The sequence below is a fragment of the Mycobacteroides sp. LB1 genome (genome assembly GCF_013449725.1).
GTDB lineage: Bacteria > Actinomycetota > Actinomycetes > Mycobacteriales > Mycobacteriaceae > Mycobacterium.
On sequence record NZ_JACCFF010000001.1, the window covers coordinates 1757810 to 1774905 of the forward strand.

Here is a 17096-nt window from a genome sequence, read left to right on the forward strand (position 1 = left end):
CGTAGCCTGTGATCCACGACACCTTCAGCCCAAGGAGTCCGATGTCGACAAAGACGGAGCTCACCGAGCTCAACCAAGCACTTGGCAGCCTGCGCCGGTGTGTCCATTCCCTGCAATCTCGTTACGGCGACCTCCCGGCCGTACGCCGGATCGTCAACGACGTAGAGCGGCTGGACATCGACGCCGCGGACCTGGACCTCGCGCCGCATGAGCACCGCCATGGCAGCAACGAGAAGATTCAGATCCCCGATACCGAATACGACCGCGAATTCTGGGGCGATATCGACGACGAAGGCGTGGGGGGCTATCGATGAGGCCCCCGCTAGCGGGAGGTACCCCCAGCTTGCGCGAAGAGCAAGGAATCAGATGAGCCAAGCCACCGGGGTCTTCTCGCCTTCGCGTGCCAAAATTCAGCAGCGCACGCTGCGCACCGACAAATGGTGGCTCGCACCATTACTCACCAACCTCGGCCTGGCGACCTTCGTCGTCTACGCCACCGTGCGGGCGTTCTGGGGTAGCGCGTACTGGGTGCCGCAGTACCACTACCTGACGCCGTTCTATTCGCCCTGCGTCAGTACCGCCTGCTTACCGGGGTCGAGTCACTTCGGCCACTGGGTAGGTGAGCTGCCGTGGTTCATCCCGATGGCCTTCATCTCGCTGCCGTTCTTGCTGGCATTCCGGCTGACCTGCTACTACTACCGCAAGGCCTACTACAGGTCGGTCTGGCAGTCGCCGACGGCCTGCGCCGTGGCCGAGCCGCACGCCAAGTACTCCGGTGAGACCAAGCTGCCGCTGATCATGCAGAACATTCACCGGTACTTCTTCTACGCCGCGGCACTCATCTCGATCGTCAACACCTACGACGCCGTCGTCGCGTTCCACTCCGAGAAGACCGGCGGTTTCGGGTTCGGCTTGGGCAACGTGATCTTGGTGACCAACGTCGTCCTATTGTGGGTGTACACGATCTCGTGCCACTCCTGCAGGCACGTCACCGGCGGACGACTCAAGCACTTCTCCAAACACCCTGTCCGGTACTGGATCTGGACACAGGTCAGCAAGCTCAACACCCGGCACATGTTGTTCGCCTGGATCACCCTGAGCACGCTGATCCTCACCGACTTTTACATCATGTTGGTGGCCAGCGGAACCATCTCCGACCTTAGATTTGTTGGTTAGCAATCAAATTCACAACGTAGTGGGGTTAATCCATGGCTGAACTCGAACGGCACCAATACGACGTAGTCGTGATCGGTGCCGGTGGCGCCGGACTGCGCGCCGTCATCGAGGCACGTGAGCAGGGCTTCAAGGTCGCTGTGGTCTGCAAGTCGCTGTTCGGCAAGGCGCACACCGTGATGGCCGAGGGCGGCTGCGCGGCATCAATGGGTAACGCCAACGCCAAGGACAGCTGGGAGGTGCACTTCGGCGACACCATGCGCGGCGGCAAGTTCCTGAACAACTGGCGGATGGCAGAGCTGCACGCCAAGGAGGCGCCGGACCGGGTCTGGGAGCTGGAAACCTATGGCGCACTGTTTGACCGGACCAAGGACGGCCGGATCAGCCAGCGCAACTTCGGCGGCCACACCTACCCGCGGCTGGCACACGTCGGTGACCGCACCGGCCTGGAGATCATCCGCACCATGCAACAGAAGATCGTTTCTCTGCAGCAGGAGGATTTCGCCGAAACCGGCGACTATGAGGCCCGCATCAAGATCTTCCACGAATGCACCATCACCGACCTGCTCAAGGACGGCGACCGGATCGCCGGCGCGTTCGGATACTGGCGCGAAAGCGGGCGCTTCATCCTGTTCGAGGCTCCCGCAGTGGTTTTGGCAACGGGCGGTATCGGCAAGTCATTCAAGGTGTCCTCGAACTCCTGGGAGTACACCGGCGACGGGCATGCCCTGGCGCTGCGCGCCGGCGGGACGCTGATCAACATGGAGTTCATCCAGTTTCACCCGACCGGCATGGTCTGGCCGCCCTCGGTCAAAGGCATCCTGGTCACCGAGGGTGTACGCGGTGACGGTGGCGTGCTCAAGAACTCCGAAGGCAAGCGGTTCATGTTCGACTACATCCCCGCGGTGTTCAAGGGCCAGTACGCCGAAACCGAGGAAGAAGCCGACCAGTGGCTCAAGGACAACGACTCCGCACGACGTACCCCCGACCTGCTGCCCCGTGACGAGGTGGCCCGGGCCATCAACTCCGAAGTCAAGGCCGGCCGCGGCACCCCGCACGGCGGCGTTTACCTGGACATCGCCTCGCGTATCCCCACCGAGGAGATCAAGAAGCGGCTGCCCTCGATGTACCACCAGTTCAAGGAACTGGCCGAGGTCGACATCACCAAAGACGATATGGAAGTCGGGCCGACCTGCCACTACGTGATGGGCGGTATCGAGGTCGATCCCGATAGCGGCGCCGCGACTGTGCCCGGCCTCTTCGCGGCCGGTGAATGCTCCGGTGGCATGCACGGCTCAAACCGGTTGGGCGGCAACTCCCTTTCCGACCTGCTGGTGTTCGGCAGGCGTGCCGGCCTCGGTGCCGCCGAGTACGTCAAGACGCTCGCGTCTCGCCCACAGGTGTCCGAGACCGACATCGATAAGGCCGCCCAACTCGCCCTGGTCCCGTTCAACGGCCCCCCCGACGGCGGCGCCTTCGAAAACCCGTACACCCTGCACACCGATTTGCAGCAGTCGATGAACGACCTCGTCGGCATCATCCGCAAGGAGGAGGAAGTCGAGCAGGCCCTGGTCAAGCTGAACGAACTCAAGGAACGCTTCAAACGCGTTGCAGTAGAGGGGCATCGGCAGTTCAACCCAGGCTGGCATTTGGCGATCGACATGCGCAACATGCTGCTGGTCAGCGAATGCGTGGCCAAGGCAGCATTGCTGCGCACCGAGAGCCGCGGCGGGCACACCCGCGACGACCACCCAAGCATGGACGCCACTTGGCGCAAGACGCTACTGGTGTGTAGCACCACCGGCGGCGATCCGGCGGTTCCCGATGTACTCGTCACCCCGGAGCCCCAAATTCCTTTGCGTTCAGATCTTTTGGACATTTTTGAGATCACCGAACTGGAGAAGTACTTCACGCCCGAAGAACTGGCAGAACACTCCGAGAGGAAATCCTGACGTGAGCTACGACGCGCATCTCCGGGTCTGGCGGGGCGACGACGATGGCGGCGAGCTTGTCGACTACACCGTCCCCGTGAACGAGGGCGAGGTAGTGCTCGACATCATCCATCGCCTGCAAGCGACTCAGACCACGGACCTGGCGGTGCGCTGGAACTGCAAGGCAGGCAAGTGTGGCTCCTGCTCGGCGGAGATCAACGGCCGTCCCCGGCTGCTGTGCATGACCAGGATGTCGACATTCGACGAGTCCGATACCGTCACGGTCACCCCGTTGCGCGCTTTCCCCGTGATCCGAGACCTGGTCACCGACGTGTCGTTCAACTATCAAAAGGCCAGGGAAATCCAATCATTCACTCCGCCCAAAGATCTGCAGCCTGGCGAGTACCGGATGCAGCAGGAGGATGTGGAGCGGTCGCAGGAGTTCCGCAAGTGCATCGAATGCTTCCTGTGCCAGAACACCTGTCACGTGGTGCGTGACCATGAGGAGAACAAGAAGGCCTTCGCCGGACCGCGCTATTTGATGCGCGTGGCCGAGCTGGAAATGCACCCCCTCGACGTCGCCGACCGTCGCGAAGCGGCGCAGGAAGAACTCGGCCTCGGCTACTGCAATATCACCAAATGCTGCACCGAGGTATGCCCGGAAGGCATACACATCACCGATAACGCGCTGATCCCGATGAAGGAACGCATCGCCGATCGTAAGTACGACCCGATCGTATGGTTGGGCAACAAGTTGTTCCGCCGATAGAGCGGATGGCGAAAATCTGGTGTCCGATCACAACCCCGAACCCGGCACGTAACCGCATACTCGTTCGCTAGGTTTGGTGCCATGGAAAACTGGCAGGTCATTGTCATCGCGGCCGTGTGCCTGGCCGGCGCCGGAGCAATAGCGGGCTTGATCTTATTGGCGGTCCTTGCCGCGGGCGGTATCTCGGCGGCACGGTTCAACCTCACCACCGTGTCCGCCGATCAGCTGCCCGAATACCTCGCCTCAGGGGCCTCATTCGCGATTTCCGTGCAACGCGACTTCCCCAACCCGCCCGACCAGGTGTTCAAGGCCCTCCTCGACGAGCGATTCATGAGCTGGGTCCCGCTCACCAAGGGTGTCGACTACGCAGGCACCGCATCCCGCGAGGTCGGAACCAAGCGGGCCTTCGTCAACACCTTCGCCGTGCTGGCCGAACAGATCGTCGTCAACGAACCCAACCAGCGCCTTGGTGTCACCATCACCGGGTTTTCCGTTCCGCTGGTGCTGGATTCGGCCGCCGAGATCTTCGAAGTGACCGCCAACGGACAGGGCGGCACTCGGCTCACCTGGAACGTGGGCGGCACCCCGAAGTGGGTGGGCTGGCTACCGCTGCGCTGGGCTGCACCCTTCGTTCGTCCGGTGGCCAAGTGGCAGATCGGCAAGCTCAGTTCCATCATGGGCGGACGCTGAGCTCCAAGTAGTCGCCCGGGACTTTGTGGCCTGCGACCAATGCTCACCCCTGGGTAATGCGAGCAGCATCGAAATATGGGTGACACCGTGAGCGTCGCAGATATTCGCACTGCCATCAAGGAGCTCTTGTTGCGCGCCGATCTCGCCGATCGCGAAGGTCGCGCCGATGATTCACGCGAGCTACGCGATCGCGTCCGCGGATACCAAGAAGAACTCGCCAAGCGTCCCTAGGCCGTAGCGCCCCTGGGATGTATCGGCGCAGGCCCTTTGTATGCGGTTGCATCTATATAGATGAAATGTAATATTGGCGTCATGGACGTCTTCGAAGCGGTCGCCGAACCAAGCCGACGCGTGCTGCTCGATGCCCTGGCCACCGGCGAACGCACAGCTGGGGAGCTCGTCGCGACACTGCCCGGCCTCACCCAACCCACCGTTTCGCGACACCTGCGAGTACTGCGCGAAGTGGGCCTGGTGGAAGTCAGACCGGACGCGCAGCGCCGGATCTACGCACTGCGCGCCGATGGCCTGGTGCAGATCGACGAATGGATCGAGCAATACCGCCACTTCTGGAACACCCACCTCGACGCACTGGAAAAGCACCTGGCGCGCACCCACAAGGAGAAACCGTGAACAACCGATTCGGACAACTCACCGTGGATGGCGACCGCGCCGCCCTCACCTTCGAACGGCGCCTGCCCTACCCGGTGGAGACGGTGTGGTCGGCAATCGCGGACCCCGAACAGCGTCGCGCCTGGATCGGCGAGACCACCTTGGAGACCCGCACGGGCGGGCAATTCCAGATGGTCCCGTCCGGTCCACCCCTGCCAACCGAGGCCAAGCGGGTTACCGGTCGCGTTCTGGTCTGGGAGCCGCCGCACGTCCTCGAACACGAGTGGAAACAGGCGATCCTCGATGAGCCGCATGCGCGAAGAGGATCAGAACCCGCGCATAGCGTGGTCCGATACGAGCTGAGCGCCGACGGCGACGGGACCTTGCTGCGATTCACTCACCGCGGTCTGAGCGTGCAGCACGCCAACGGTTTCCGCCCGGGAACCCATGCCTTCTTCGACCGCCTCATCGCCTACCTCGACGGCGAGCCGATGCCGGAATGGGGACAGCGCTATCAGGAAATCGCCGCCCTCATTGCCGCAGACGCGGCGAACTGAAAGGAATAACCATGTCCCCCAGTGCTTTTCCAGGCAACAACGGACCCCGCGTCACCATCGTGTACCACTCCGGTTTCGGCCATACCGCCACCCTGGCCCATGCCGTCGCCGACGGCGCCCGCGACGGAGGCGCAGATGTAACACTGATTTCTGCAGGTTCCATGACGGACGCCGACTGGGACACCGTGGACTCCGCGGATGCCCTGATTTTCGGCAGCGCCGTCTACATGGGAAACGTGGCCGCGGGTTTCCAGGCCTTCGCCGAAAAGACGGGCCGGCGATGCCAGGCCGGGGCCTGGCAAGACAAGGTGGCTGCGGGATTCGTGAATTCCGGCGCCAAGGCCGGGGACAAGCTGCATGCGTTGACCTCGCTGGCCGTATTCGCCGCACAGCACCATATGCATTGGGTGAGCCTCGGACTCGGCGCCGGATGGAACAGCGCCGCCGGCAGCGAGCACGATCTCAACCGGCTCGGCTTCTGGCTGGGCGCGGGTGCACAGACCGATGTCGACGCCAATGCGGACCAAGTCCATCCCGCCGACCTGCAGACCTGCCGCCACCTGGGGGAACGCGTCGCCACCGTGACGCGGCAGCTGGTCGCGGGACGGCTTGCGGCAGCCGTCTAACGACCCGCCCACTGAATCTCGATACCGCCTGCGGCAACCTGTTGACCCGGCCGGGACGTCACCTGCACCTCGACTTCCCGACCGGTCTTCTTGTCGATCAAGGCCAGCGGCTTGTGACCGTCTTGCAAGTACTCGTCTCCCCACTTGAGCAGGGCGATGAGCACCGGGAGGAGATCCTCACCCATTTGGGTCAGGACGTACCCGTCTCGCTCCCGCTGACCGGGATCGCGGTAGGGCACCTTCGCGATGACCCCCGCGGCCTCCAGTTGCCTGAGTGCGCGGGATACCGCAGGCGCAGACACCCCTATTCGTCCCGAAAAATCGTCGAATCGGGTTGAGCCATAGAAGCATTCGCGGACGATCAAGAATGCGGTTTTGGTCCCGAGGAGGTCTAGCGCCTTCCCGATCGAACACGCGCCGGTGTTCCACCGCGAGCGGTCCTGCAGCACTCCCTCGAATTCCATGGTCACCAGCACATTGTAACTAACGCTTGCGTTATCCAGCTAGGGCCGCTACCGTTCTAACTAACGTAATCGTTAGTTAGGAGTGAGGCATGATCGAAGGCAAGGTAGTTCTGGTCACCGGAGGACGCCGCGGTCTGGGCGCGGCGATCGTCGACGAGGTGCTGGCCCGCGGAGCGCGCAAGGTCTACAGCACTGCGCGCGAACCCTTTGAAGACCCGCGCGAGAACGTGGTGACCAAACAACTCGAGGTGACCTCCGAGGCATCGGTAAGCGCCTTGGCCCACGACCTCTCCGACGTCGAAATCGTGGTCAACAACGCGGGTGTGCTCCATCCCGATTCGCTTCTCACCGGTGACTTCGACGGCATCGACGCAACCTTCCAGACCAACGTGTTCGGTCCACTCCGGATCGTCAGGGCATTCGCCCCGATCCTCAAGGCCAACGGTGGCGGAGCCATCGTAAACATCCATTCGGTGCTCTCGTGGCTGGGCGGATCCGGCGCCTATGGGGCGTCGAAGGCCGCCATCTGGTCGGTGACGAACTCGCTGCGCCTGGAGCTGGAACCGCAGAACACCCACGTGCTCGGCGTCCATGCCGGGTTCATCGACACCGACATGGTGTCAGTGCTCGACGTTCCCAAGACACCACCGCGCGTGATCGCCGAACGAATCATGGACGCATTGGACAAGGGCGATAACGAAGTACTGACCGACGACCTCACGACGCAGATCAAGTCGCTGCTGTCCGGCCCCGTCGAGAACCTCGCCTACCGCCCCGGCCACTGACCACTACTTACGGAAGCGACAGTGAGGAGCAAGCCATGCCGCTGTGGACGATCTATCACACGCCAAATGTGTTTTCCGGCAACGAGAAATCCGAACTCGCCAAGAGCATCACCAAGGTATACGTCGCGGTGGGGCTCCCACGGTTCTATGTGGTCACGGTGTTCAAGGAGATTGAACCGTCCGACTTCTACGTTGGCGGTGAACGAACCGAGACAGCAGTACGGATCGTCGTGGATCACATCGCTCGCACCCTGCCCGACAAGGCCGGGCGCGAGCGCATCACCCAGTACATCGGCAGCGTGCTTGCACCACATATGGACAAGGCGGACCTGCACTGGGAGTTCCATATCGACGAGACCAGCGAGGAACTCTGGATGATCAACGGGCTGGTGCCGCCGCCAATGAACTCCGAGGCCGAACGCGAGTGGGCTCGAACCAACAGATCCGACCCCTACCCGGTCAACGTCTGATCAGCTGAGCAACTTACGGAACTTGCTGCGGTGGAAAACGATCGGCGCCACAGCGGAGTGCACGGTCAACCCGTGGATGTTGAGAATGACGATCGCATGGTCACCGGCGGGCACCTCGGACTCGATGGACGTCTCGAGCCAGGCCGTGGTGCCGCCGATGAACACCGCACCGGTGTCGGTGGTCGAGGTGTCGAGCCCGGCGAACCTATCGCCGGTCTTGGCAGCCAGCGTCCGGGCGGCGTCGTCATGCGCCTCCCCGAGCACGCTGATACCCAGGCGTGGGGCCACCCGCAGGTTCGGCCAGGTCGTCGAGGAATTCTGCACACAGAACGCCACCAGCGGCGGGTCCAGAGACACCGGCACAAAGGTGCTGGCTGCCAATCCGGTTCGCGTCCCGCCGATCTCGGCGGCAATCGCGACCACGCCGGTCGGGAAGTGTCCGAACGCTTCACGCAGCGTGGCCGCGTCCAAACTGGTATCGCTCGTCATAAATGGTTGTCACCTCTAGTCTTGCTCCATGACGTCACATGTGACCCTACGCGTCGATGGCCAGGTGGCCCGCGTGACCTTGGCGCGCCCCGAGAAGCTCAACGGACTCACCATCGACATGCTCAACGGGCTCACCGCCGTCGCCCGCCATATTGCCGCGGACACCTCGATTCGGGTGGTGGTGATGTCCGGTGAGGGGGACGCATTTTCCACCGGGCTGGATTTCGCGGCCGCCGGGAAGGAGCCGGCACGCATCGTCGCGAACTTCATTCCGCTGCCCTGGCTGGGCACCAATGGTTTTCAGGAAGCGTGCTGGGCGTGGCGGCGGTTGCGCATTCCGGTGATCGCCGTCATCCACGGCCGTTGCTATGGAGGCGGGCTGCAGCTGGCGCTGGGCGCCGATTTCCGGTTCACCACCCCCGACGCCGAGTTCTCGATCCTGGAAGCAAAGTGGGGTCTGATTCCGGATATGTCAGGCAGCGTCACGCTGAGTCAATTGATCGGGATCGATATCGCGAAGCGGCTGACGATGACCGGCGAGACGTTCGACGGCTTCTACGCCAAGGAGATCGGACTCGTCACCCAGGTGAGCGCTGACCCCGAGGCGGATGCGCGGGAACTCATCGACCAGATTCTGTCCCGCTCCCCCGATTCGGTGGCGGCCACCAAAACCCTCTTCGACAAGGCCTGGTCCATGGTGCCGCGGCGAGCCTTCGGGCTGGAACGCCGCCTGCAGCTGCGGCTCATGCGCGGACCCAACTTCGCTATCGCGCGTAAGGCCGGCATCGACAAGACCGAGCCCCAGTTCAAGGCCCGCAGCATCTAGCGCCCGTGAGCGCCCAGAGCCCCACCCGGCATGTGCTGACCGGCCTTGCCTTGCTGCTGGCCACCGCCGGCGCCGTCTTGGCCGTGACCCTCATCTGGCCGCGTGCGCACGCTCCGGTGGCCGGCGAGGCACCCACAAGCCCGACGGTCGCGAGACCGCCGATGGATCTCGCCGCCTATCTGCCCGACCCCTCCGAGTACCCGCCCGGATTCACCGTGCCCACCCACGACGGCGGGATCGCCCGGGCCGAATTTGTATTCACCACAGCGAGCCCCGGTGAGGCGACCGCCGCGCCGTGCGATCCCGAGGGTGCGATGCCCGCGCAGCCACCTGCCGCAGATACCCCGGCGCAACTGCACCTCTCGAACATGGGCCCTCCTGGTGGGGCGAGTCTGACGATCATGATCGCCGAGGCGGGTACCTGGAAGGACCTTTCCGCCATCCGCACCCGGCTCGCGCAATGCCCCGATCAAGACAGTGCAGGCATCAAGTGCACGGATACCGCACACCAGCCGGTCCCGCCGGTTCCGGCGGACGATCTCATCGCCGTCGAATCGCACTGCCGTGGCAGCTTCGACTTCCGGTACCTGACGTACTACGGCATCGTCCAAGGACGAGTGGTGTCGGTGAACGCCTCGGGTGATGACCCCCGACCCGGCGAGGGCGTACTAGGACTCACGATCCGTAAGCTGCGCGACGGAATCGGCGCCCCCCGCTGAGGGTTGCTTACAAATTCGCGTCTGCCGTGATCTTGTTTCGCTGACTACGCTGCAGGCACGCAGTCGCGGAGCTCGGGCGCCATACCGTACGGGCCCCACATCTGCCGCTCCGCATCCTGTCGCGCCTCGGCCTCGTTACTTCCGCGGCCAATCACGGCGCCGGCCCACTGCTTCATGCCGAAGCCCATACCCGGCATGCTTCCCGGACCGAAACCAGGTGGGCCGAAGTTGTTGTCGGCATACACCTGACACTGGACCGCAACGGGGCCCTCCCCCGGGTTTGCCGACGCGATGGGTGCAGCGAACATCATCGCCGCCAGTCCGATCCCCGCAGCCATCGAACAGATTGTCCGCATGGTTCCTCCTCCTCGGTTTATGGCGATAGTTTGCCACAGCCCGAGTATTACGCGCATCGGCGGTTCGCGGAGCGGAACCAGAGGATCGCCAGGAGGCTAGGTGTTTACGTGTCCATGCGCGCTGGCCACATCGGGATGGGCCCGCAGCCGGCTCTTCCACGCGTTGGCGCCGTACGTCGCGTGAATCGGATCATCGGGATCGACCGTGACACCTCGCACCCGGCCCGCCAACTCCGGTGGCAACTCCAGCGTGGGGATGCGCGCGTCAAGCCTGGGATTGAAGAAGTAGGCAACCGAGATGCGGGGCTCCCCCGTCAGTCTCACCCGATGACGGGTGGCACGCAGATACCCACCACTGGCCCGTTCGAGCAGTTCGCCGATGTTCACGATGAACGCACCCGCACGCCCTGGCGCCTCCAGCCACGTCCCATCCACCTCGACCTCAAGACCTCCGACATCGGGTTCGGCCAGGAGCAGGGTCAGCACACCGGAGTCGCGATGCGCACCCACCCCCTGCGTGGTCGTCCCGCTGACGGGGTACCGGATGACCTTGATCAGCGTCGCGGGTTCGGCACCGAATGCCTCGTCAAACACGCCGCCCGCCGAACCAAGGGCAATGGCCCACTCCTGCAGTAGCTTTCGCCCCACGGCAGCAAGGGCGGCATCCCAGGCCGTGAGCGCCGTCCGCAGCTCGGGAACAGCATCCGGCCACTGGTTGGGCCCCTGCAACCACATGTAGTCGTCGCCGTCCCCGTGAAGATTCGCCTGACGTTCCGGCCCGATGTCGATCTGCTCACGCCAATCGGTCAGCCCGCCTGTCAGCTCTCCACCGAGCCGGGTGAACCCGCGAAAATGCGGGCTTCGCACCATGGCGATCGCGTCTTTGTCCGCCTCCGGTAGAGCGAAAAGTCTGCGAGCAGCCGACAGCACCTCCTCGACAAGCCGAGTCGCAACACCGTGACCGGTGAGGTAAAAGAACCCGACCTCATGGGTGACCTCTCGCAGCTTCGCGCGTAGCTGGTGCGGATCGCCGGATAGGTCGACGACGGGAAGCTCACCCATGCCTCCATGGTCCTCGGCAGGCCTCACCGCGGCCACGGTCTTGACCGTCATGAGGAAATATCCCAAGTACGATGGCCAAACCGTCGGGCGAGAGGGACGCACAGGGGAAATGACGTCATCGGAGAGGCCCTCACCGGGTCCGGGTAGCCAGCGCGCACAAGCCGGCGACCTACCATCGGGGACGGTCGTATCCGGATATCAGGTGGAGCGCGTCCTCGGCCGCGGCGGCATGGGCACCGTGTATCTCGCCGCCAATCCGAATCTGCAACGCCCCGAGGCTCTGAAGATCCTCAACGCCCAAGCCTCACGCGACCCGTCCTTCCGGGCACGGTTCATGCGGGAGGCTTCGCTCGCCGCCTCCCTGGACCACCCGAACATCGTCACGGTGCACAACCGCGGCGAGACGCCGGAGGGCGATCTGTGGATCGCCATGCAGTACGTCCAGGGCAGCGATGCGCACTCCGAGTCCGTAAATGGCCGCATGACGCTGAACCGGGCCATCCACATCGTCAGCGAGGTGGCCAAGGCGCTCGACTACCTGCATGCCCGTGGTCTGGTACACCGCGATGTGAAACCGGCCAACATTCTGATCTCCGCGGGAGATCGCCGAATCATGTTGGGTGACTTCGGTGTAACCCGAGCGCTCGACGACAGCAACACCGTCACCTCCGCGGGAAACGTGACCGCGACCATCGGATACGCCGCACCGGAAGTCCTGTCCGGCGCGGCGGTCGACGGCCGCGCCGATGTCTACGCCCTGGGCTGCACGCTCTTTCGGATGCTGACGGGCCAACCACCATTCGGCTCCGGCGGCTCCCTACCCGCGATCATCAACGCACACCTCTCGGCGCCTCCGCCCCGCATCTCACAGTTCGCCGCGGTCCCCGAGTCGATGGATGCGTTGATCGCCAAGGCGATGGCCAAGAATCCGGCCGATCGGTATCAAAGCGCCGGAGAGTTCGCCCTCGCCGCACAACATCTCCTGACGGACCCAGCCCAGCACCGGCAGACATTGACCCAACCCGTGCCCACCACGACATCGCACTTCGCGCAGACCACCGCTCCCCCTGCCGCAGCGGATTCGGCACGAATGCTGCGTAAGCACAAGCGGATTGCGGCTCTCGTCGGCACCACTGTGCTGGTGGTCGCATCGGCTGTCGTCGCCGTCGTGATCTGGCCCCGCCATGACAGCACAACAAAAAACACTACGCAGTCCGGGTCCAGCGCCCCCATGGTGAAGCCGGGAGAGTCGCTGGCCGGACAGCCGAACAGCATCCTCGACACCTTGCTGCCCGGACAATTCGACTATCCCGACGGATGGGAGAAGAACCCGGCACCGATCTTCAGATCAGGCGAGTTCAATCCGGCGGTACCACCCGGTGCTGCCACCAATATCGGTGGAACTCCCGCGGGCTGCAACACCATTGACCCCATCTGGGCGCTACGTTCCAAAGGCCGGGAGATCTCGACTCTCTATCTGCACGACCGCAACAAACCCCAGCGGGAAATCCTGATCAGGGTTGTCCCGGCATCCGATGCCCTATCCACAGACGGCACATCCGATGCCTTGAAGAAGTGCGACGCCGTCGCGTACACCATCCCCGGCGCGAGTACCACCTGGCGATGCTCATTCGAGTTCGACGAGTCGCCCCCGGCCCAGAATGGCCAAAAGGAGCTCACCACAACGGAATCGTGCTTCATGTTTCCGTCAGGGGCGAACGGTGTTCGGCAGCACGTGTCGTTCAACGTCGTGCGCGGACTACTCGTGTACATCCTGGTGAGCGGTGCGACCAACCGGAACGACGCGGCGGGCACCCTCAGCGCGACAGCGCTGAACTTCGCCACCACCATGAAGATCCTGCGGTACGGCCGTTAGCCCTTCGGCGTCCACGGCGTGAGCCAATCCGTGGGCTCCCAGCCCTCAGCGGCCGCCAGCAGCTCGTACATCGTTGCGCCGTCAATGGACTCGCGAACGATATCGGCGTGCCCGGCATGCCGGGCCACCTCCTCGATGAGATGCAGCACCACCCAGCGCACATTCCAGGCGTCCAGGTCCTTGGGAAACCATGGAGCGCTTCTCGGCACCGGGACCGCCGCGTCAAGGTCGGCCTCGGCGATGGCGGCCAGAGTGGCGGCGTTCTGCGCGGCCAGCGCCGCCAGGGCGCCCGCGAGCGTCTCTTCATCACGCAGCGTGAACTCGTCGGCCGCGCGCTCACCGGCCGACCCACTACCCGGCGCAGCGATGATCTTGTCGGTCCACGAGTGCTGAACATTGGTGATGTGTTTGATCAGGCCACCGACCGACAGCGTTCCCACCGTGGGCGTCAGCCTGGCCTGCTCATCGGTCAAACCAAAGGCCACGATCCGAAACGCGTCTTGCTGCTGGGACAGGAAACCGATCAACCCGTCACGATCATTGGGTTTCGGCGGCGAAGCTAAGGCAGGCATACAACGTTCCTCTCAGGGCTGTGAGCTGGCACGCACAAGCCAACACCACACCACCGACATCACTCACGAGAACAGCGGAAAACCACCACTGACCTGCGATATCAGATTGTGATGACAACCACAAAGCCAGGACTTTTGTCACACGGCGGTCGGCGGTATAGTTCACTTGTTACCGGTGGGTAACTTAATCAGCAGTAAGAACCCAACCGAATATCAGAACAGCCCCACGAGAAAAGGCAACGACGCACATGGGCCACTACAAGTCGAACGTCCGCGACCTGGAGTTCAACCTCTTCGAGCTCTTCAAAATCCAGCAGGTATTCGGATCCGAGACCTTCCCTGAGCTGGACGAAGACACCGCTCGCACTTTCCTTTCCGAGATGCGCACGCTGGCCGAGGGGCCGCTCGCCGACTCCTTCGTCGAGGGTGACCGCAACCCACCGGTCTTCGACCCCGAGACCCACTCGGTGTCCATCCCCGAGGCTTTCAAGAAGTCCGTCAAGGCGCTTACCGACGCCGGCTGGGATCGCCTCGGCCTGATCGAGGAACTCGGCGGTAGCCCGGTTCCACGCGCGTTGATGTGGGCCATCCAGGAGATGATCCTGGGCGCCAACCCCGCAGTCTGGATGTACAGCGGCGGTGCCGGTTTCGCGCAGATCTTCTACAACGTGGCCACCGATGAGCAGAAGAAGTGGGCCGAGTTCGCCGCCGAGCGCGGCTGGGGCGCCACCATGGTGCTCACCGAGCCCGACGCCGGTTCGGATGTCGGTGCCGGCCGCACCAAGGCCGTCAAGCAGGAGGACGGCTCCTGGCACATCGACGGCGTGAAGCGCTTCATCACCTCGGGTGACTCCGACGACATGTTCGAGAACATCCTGCACCTGGTGCTGGCCCGCCCCGAGGGCGCCGGTCCCGGTACCAAGGGCCTGTCGCTGTTCTTCGTGCCCAAGTTCATCCCGGACTTCACCACCGGCGAGCCGGGCGAGCGCAACGGCGTCTTCGTCACCAACGTCGAACACAAGATGGGCCTGAAGGTTTCGGCCACCTGTGAGCTGAGCCTGGGCCAGCATGGCGTTCCCGCCAAGGGCTGGCTGGTCGGCGAGGTGCACAACGGCATCGCGCAGATGTTCGACGTCATCGAGCAGGCCCGCATGATGGTGGGCACCAAGGCCATCGCCACCCTGTCGACCGGTTACCTGAACGCACTTGAGTACGCGAAGACCCGCGTGCAGGGCGCCGATATGACACAGCTGACCGATAAGACCGCGCCGCGCGTCACCATCACCCACCACCCGGACGTGCGCCGCTCACTGATGACCCAGAAGGCGTACGCCGAGGGCCTGCGCGCGCTGTACCTCTACGCCACCACCTTCCAGGACACCGTGACCGCCGATGTCATCAACGGTGTCGAGGCCTCGGATGCGGTGAAGCTCAACGATCTGCTGCTGCCAATCATCAAGGGTGTGGGGTCGGAGCGCGCCTACGAGAAGCTGACCGAGAGCCTGCAGACCTTCGGTGGCTCCGGCTTCCTGCAGGACTACCCGATCGAGCAGTACATCCGCGACGCCAAGATCGACTCGCTGTACGAGGGCACCACCGCGATCCAGGCCCAGGACTTCTTCTTCCGGAAGATCGTCAAGGACCAGGGCAAGTCGCTGGCCTTCATCTCCGGCAAGATCGATGAGTTCGTCAATAGCGAGACCGGTAACGGCCGCCTCAAGGCCGAGCGCGCACTGCTCGCAACGGCTTTGGAGGACGTACAGGGCATGGCCGCGACCATGACCACGAACCTGATGGCCGCACAGCAGGAGATCACCCAGGTCTACAAGGTCGGCACGGCCTCCGTGCGCTTCCTGATGAGCGTGGGCGACCTGCTGATCGGCTGGCTGCTGCAGCGTCAGGCCGCCGTGGCAATCGAGGCATTGGACGCCGGCGCGACCGGCGCCGATAAGTCCTACTACGAGGGCAAGATCGCGGTCGCATCGTTCTTCGCCAAGAACATGCTGCCGCAGCTGACCTCGACTCGGGCGATCCTCGACAACGTCGACAACGACATCATGGAGCTCGACGAAGCCGCATTCTGATTCGTTGACAACGAAGCCCCCGTTTCCCTCTTCTGGGAGCCGGGGGCTTCGTCTGTTTCTCCCCCGGCATAGGGTTGCTGCATGCCTCGTTACTACCGCGACCAGCAGGCGTGGAAAGACCTCCAGATGTTCCTTCCGGAGCGGCTGCGCCTCGACGACTCGACCGCACCTCAGGAGGAGTTCTGGGACTGGCGGGGCAATCAGGTACACCTTGACCGGTACGCAAATCCCGCGGCACCAGTCAAGGTGGTGCTGCTTCACGGTGTCGGCACCAACGGCCGGCAGATGTCCCTCATCCTCGGTGCACCCCTGGCGCGCAAGGGTTTCGAGACCATCGCCATCGACAACCTGGGCTATGGGCTTACCGATGTGGCACCTGGATCGGTGCCGGGGTACGGCGACTGGGTGGACCTGGTGGTCGACTACCTGGACTATGAGCGACGGCGCGATGTGCGGCCGATCGTGCTGTACGGGCTCAGCGCCGGCGGCATGCTGGCCTACCACGTCGCTGCGAAGGCGCCGCGTGACACGGTGCGCGGGATCATCGGCATGACTTTCCTGGACCAGCGGGTACGCGAGGTGGCCGACGGTACCGCGCACGATCTGCTGACCGCTCGGGTCGGCGTGCCCTTCCTTCGGCTCGCGGCCAAGACACCGGCCCGGCGAGTGCGCTACCCCATGTGGCTGGCATCGAAGATGAGCACACTCGCGAACAACCGCGCGGCGATGAAGGTTTTTATGAAGGACCGCAGCTCCGCGGCGAACTGGGTCACCGTGAAGTTCCTGGCCGAGTACATGAGCTACGCGCCGGCGATCGAACCCGCCGATTTCGATGTGTGTCCGATCATCCTCACCCAGCCCGACGAGGACCGCTGGACGCCCTACGAGCTGAGCCGACCGGTGCTCGATCCCATCACCAAGGTGCCGGTGACAGTGGTGCCGCTGGAGCGATCCGGGCACTATCCGCTGGAGGATCCGGGGCTACAGCAATTACAGGACGCGGCCGTCGGATTCATCCGGGCCATCGCCGGCTGACAA

At 63.7% G+C, this 17096-nt stretch carries 21 protein-coding genes; 16 read left to right on the top strand and 5 right to left on the bottom strand.

Annotated elements, in window-relative coordinates:
* Positions 1-41 precede the first annotated feature (41 nt).
* The 9 genes from MLB1_RS08560 to MLB1_RS08600 all read left to right on the top strand — a co-directional run bounded on the left by MLB1_RS08560 (position 42) and on the right by MLB1_RS08600 (position 6355).
* A complete protein-coding gene (locus tag MLB1_RS08560) occupies positions 42-314 on the top strand; it encodes a hypothetical protein (RefSeq protein ID WP_180749225.1) in 273 nt (90 codons plus the stop codon).
* A 52-nt stretch (positions 315-366) separates the two neighbouring features.
* Positions 367-1176 carry a hypothetical protein gene (locus MLB1_RS08565; protein WP_180749226.1) on the top strand — a complete coding sequence of 270 codons (810 nt, stop codon included), beginning with the start codon at positions 367-369 and terminating at the stop codon, positions 1174-1176.
* Positions 1177-1208: 32 nt separating this feature from the next.
* Positions 1209-3125, top strand: coding sequence for a fumarate reductase/succinate dehydrogenase flavoprotein subunit (locus MLB1_RS08570; RefSeq protein WP_180749227.1), 1917 nt, complete (start codon positions 1209-1211; stop codon positions 3123-3125).
* Between the two features lies 1 nt (position 3126).
* Positions 3127-3873: a succinate dehydrogenase/fumarate reductase iron-sulfur subunit gene (locus tag MLB1_RS08575; RefSeq protein ID WP_180749228.1), complete on the top strand. Its 747-nt coding sequence runs from the start codon at positions 3127-3129 to the stop codon at positions 3871-3873.
* Positions 3874-3954: 81 nt separating this feature from the next.
* The gene (locus MLB1_RS08580; RefSeq protein ID WP_180749229.1) at positions 3955-4563 is read left to right on the top strand and encodes an SRPBCC family protein; all 609 of its coding nucleotides are present in this window, start codon (positions 3955-3957) and stop codon (positions 4561-4563) included.
* A gap of 75 nt (positions 4564-4638) precedes the next feature.
* Complete coding sequence (locus MLB1_RS08585; protein ID WP_180749230.1) at positions 4639-4794, top strand: hypothetical protein; 156 nt, start codon at positions 4639-4641, stop codon at positions 4792-4794.
* 81 nt (positions 4795-4875) lie between these two features.
* A complete protein-coding gene (locus MLB1_RS08590) occupies positions 4876-5193 on the top strand; it encodes a metalloregulator ArsR/SmtB family transcription factor (RefSeq protein WP_180749231.1) in 318 nt (105 codons plus the stop codon).
* Positions 5190-5729: an SRPBCC family protein gene (locus MLB1_RS08595; RefSeq protein ID WP_180749232.1), complete on the top strand. Its 540-nt coding sequence runs from the start codon at positions 5190-5192 to the stop codon at positions 5727-5729. The genes MLB1_RS08590 and MLB1_RS08595 overlap by 4 nt, the downstream gene beginning before the upstream one ends.
* Positions 5730-5740: 11 nt before the next feature.
* A complete protein-coding gene (locus MLB1_RS08600) occupies positions 5741-6355 on the top strand; it encodes a flavodoxin family protein (RefSeq protein WP_180749233.1) in 615 nt (204 codons plus the stop codon).
* Here the strand turns inward: MLB1_RS08600 and MLB1_RS08605 are convergent.
* The gene (locus MLB1_RS08605; RefSeq protein ID WP_180749776.1) at positions 6352-6819 is read right to left on the bottom strand and encodes a helix-turn-helix domain-containing protein; all 468 of its coding nucleotides are present in this window, start codon (positions 6817-6819) and stop codon (positions 6352-6354) included. The genes MLB1_RS08600 and MLB1_RS08605 overlap by 4 nt on opposite strands.
* Positions 6820-6908: 89 nt before the next feature.
* Here MLB1_RS08605 and MLB1_RS08610 point away from each other — a divergent pair, with 89 nt between their 5' ends.
* Both MLB1_RS08610 and MLB1_RS08615 read left to right on the top strand, forming a co-directional pair.
* Positions 6909-7604 carry an SDR family oxidoreductase gene (locus tag MLB1_RS08610; protein ID WP_180749234.1) on the top strand — a complete coding sequence of 232 codons (696 nt, stop codon included), beginning with the start codon at positions 6909-6911 and terminating at the stop codon, positions 7602-7604.
* A 35-nt stretch (positions 7605-7639) separates the two neighbouring features.
* Positions 7640-8074 carry a tautomerase family protein gene (locus tag MLB1_RS08615; RefSeq protein WP_180749235.1) on the top strand — a complete coding sequence of 145 codons (435 nt, stop codon included), beginning with the start codon at positions 7640-7642 and terminating at the stop codon, positions 8072-8074.
* On the opposite strand, the gene MLB1_RS08620 is transcribed toward MLB1_RS08615, so the two are convergent.
* Positions 8075-8563: a flavin reductase family protein gene (locus MLB1_RS08620; protein ID WP_180749236.1), complete on the bottom strand. Its 489-nt coding sequence runs from the start codon at positions 8561-8563 to the stop codon at positions 8075-8077.
* Between the two features lie 28 nt (positions 8564-8591).
* Between MLB1_RS08620 and MLB1_RS08625 the strand changes: the two genes are divergently transcribed.
* Positions 8592-9389, top strand: a complete 798-nt coding sequence (locus MLB1_RS08625) for a crotonase/enoyl-CoA hydratase family protein (RefSeq protein ID WP_180749237.1) — start codon at positions 8592-8594, stop codon at positions 9387-9389.
* Between the two features lie 5 nt (positions 9390-9394).
* Entirely contained in the window at positions 9395-10108 is a 714-nt protein-coding gene (locus MLB1_RS08630) for a hypothetical protein (protein WP_180749238.1), read from the top strand.
* A 44-nt stretch (positions 10109-10152) separates the two neighbouring features.
* Here the strand turns inward: MLB1_RS08630 and MLB1_RS08635 are convergent, their stop codons facing one another.
* Both MLB1_RS08635 and MLB1_RS08640 read right to left on the bottom strand, forming a co-directional pair.
* Entirely contained in the window at positions 10153-10464 is a 312-nt protein-coding gene (locus MLB1_RS08635; RefSeq protein ID WP_180749239.1) for a hypothetical protein, read from the bottom strand.
* A 96-nt stretch (positions 10465-10560) separates the two neighbouring features.
* Positions 10561-11526, bottom strand: a complete 966-nt coding sequence (locus MLB1_RS08640; protein WP_180749777.1) for an isopenicillin N synthase family oxygenase — start codon at positions 11524-11526, stop codon at positions 10561-10563.
* 109 nt (positions 11527-11635) lie between these two features.
* Here MLB1_RS08640 and MLB1_RS08645 point away from each other — a divergent pair, with 109 nt between their 5' ends.
* The gene (locus MLB1_RS08645; protein WP_180749240.1) at positions 11636-13402 is read left to right on the top strand and encodes a serine/threonine-protein kinase; all 1767 of its coding nucleotides are present in this window, start codon (positions 11636-11638) and stop codon (positions 13400-13402) included.
* Here the strand turns inward: MLB1_RS08645 and MLB1_RS08650 are convergent.
* Complete coding sequence (locus MLB1_RS08650; protein ID WP_180749241.1) at positions 13399-13974, bottom strand: DinB family protein; 576 nt, start codon at positions 13972-13974, stop codon at positions 13399-13401. The two genes, MLB1_RS08645 and MLB1_RS08650, sit on opposite strands and share 4 nt — an antisense overlap.
* Before the next feature lie 248 nt (positions 13975-14222).
* Here MLB1_RS08650 and MLB1_RS08655 point away from each other — a divergent pair, with 248 nt between their 5' ends.
* On the top strand, positions 14223-16058 hold the full coding sequence (locus MLB1_RS08655) for an acyl-CoA dehydrogenase (RefSeq protein WP_180749242.1): 1836 nt from the start codon (positions 14223-14225) through the stop codon (positions 16056-16058).
* Positions 16059-16139: 81 nt separating this feature from the next.
* Complete coding sequence (locus MLB1_RS08660; protein WP_180749243.1) at positions 16140-17093, top strand: alpha/beta fold hydrolase; 954 nt, start codon at positions 16140-16142, stop codon at positions 17091-17093.
* Positions 17094-17096: the final 3 nt, after the last annotated feature.

What these genes read in the sequence shown, in the direction of transcription:
- MLB1_RS08560 (WP_180749225.1), top strand. Translation starts at nt 42, where the DNA reads ATGTCGACAAAGACGGAGCTCACCGAGCTCAACCAAGCACTTGGCAGC.
- MLB1_RS08565 (WP_180749226.1), top strand. Translation starts at nt 367, where the DNA reads ATGAGCCAAGCCACCGGGGTCTTCTCGCCTTCGCGTGCCAAAATTCAG.
- MLB1_RS08570 (WP_180749227.1), top strand. Translation starts at nt 1,209, where the DNA reads ATGGCTGAACTCGAACGGCACCAATACGACGTAGTCGTGATCGGTGCC.
- MLB1_RS08580 (WP_180749229.1), top strand. Translation starts at nt 3,955, where the DNA reads ATGGAAAACTGGCAGGTCATTGTCATCGCGGCCGTGTGCCTGGCCGGC.
- MLB1_RS08585 (WP_180749230.1), top strand. Translation starts at nt 4,639, where the DNA reads ATGGGTGACACCGTGAGCGTCGCAGATATTCGCACTGCCATCAAGGAG.
- MLB1_RS08590 (WP_180749231.1), top strand. Translation starts at nt 4,876, where the DNA reads ATGGACGTCTTCGAAGCGGTCGCCGAACCAAGCCGACGCGTGCTGCTC.
- MLB1_RS08600 (WP_180749233.1), top strand. Translation starts at nt 5,741, where the DNA reads ATGTCCCCCAGTGCTTTTCCAGGCAACAACGGACCCCGCGTCACCATC.
- MLB1_RS08605 (WP_180749776.1), bottom strand. Translation starts at nt 6,819, where the DNA reads ATGGAATTCGAGGGAGTGCTGCAGGACCGCTCGCGGTGGAACACCGGC.
- MLB1_RS08610 (WP_180749234.1), top strand. Translation starts at nt 6,909, where the DNA reads ATGATCGAAGGCAAGGTAGTTCTGGTCACCGGAGGACGCCGCGGTCTG.
- MLB1_RS08615 (WP_180749235.1), top strand. Translation starts at nt 7,640, where the DNA reads ATGCCGCTGTGGACGATCTATCACACGCCAAATGTGTTTTCCGGCAAC.
- MLB1_RS08620 (WP_180749236.1), bottom strand. Translation starts at nt 8,563, where the DNA reads ATGACGAGCGATACCAGTTTGGACGCGGCCACGCTGCGTGAAGCGTTC.
- MLB1_RS08625 (WP_180749237.1), top strand. Translation starts at nt 8,592, where the DNA reads ATGACGTCACATGTGACCCTACGCGTCGATGGCCAGGTGGCCCGCGTG.
- MLB1_RS08635 (WP_180749239.1), bottom strand. Translation starts at nt 10,464, where the DNA reads ATGCGGACAATCTGTTCGATGGCTGCGGGGATCGGACTGGCGGCGATG.
- MLB1_RS08640 (WP_180749777.1), bottom strand. Translation starts at nt 11,526, where the DNA reads ATGGGTGAGCTTCCCGTCGTCGACCTATCCGGCGATCCGCACCAGCTA.
- MLB1_RS08645 (WP_180749240.1), top strand. Translation starts at nt 11,636, where the DNA reads ATGACGTCATCGGAGAGGCCCTCACCGGGTCCGGGTAGCCAGCGCGCA.
- MLB1_RS08650 (WP_180749241.1), bottom strand. Translation starts at nt 13,974, where the DNA reads ATGCCTGCCTTAGCTTCGCCGCCGAAACCCAATGATCGTGACGGGTTG.
- MLB1_RS08655 (WP_180749242.1), top strand. Translation starts at nt 14,223, where the DNA reads ATGGGCCACTACAAGTCGAACGTCCGCGACCTGGAGTTCAACCTCTTC.
- MLB1_RS08660 (WP_180749243.1), top strand. Translation starts at nt 16,140, where the DNA reads ATGCCTCGTTACTACCGCGACCAGCAGGCGTGGAAAGACCTCCAGATG.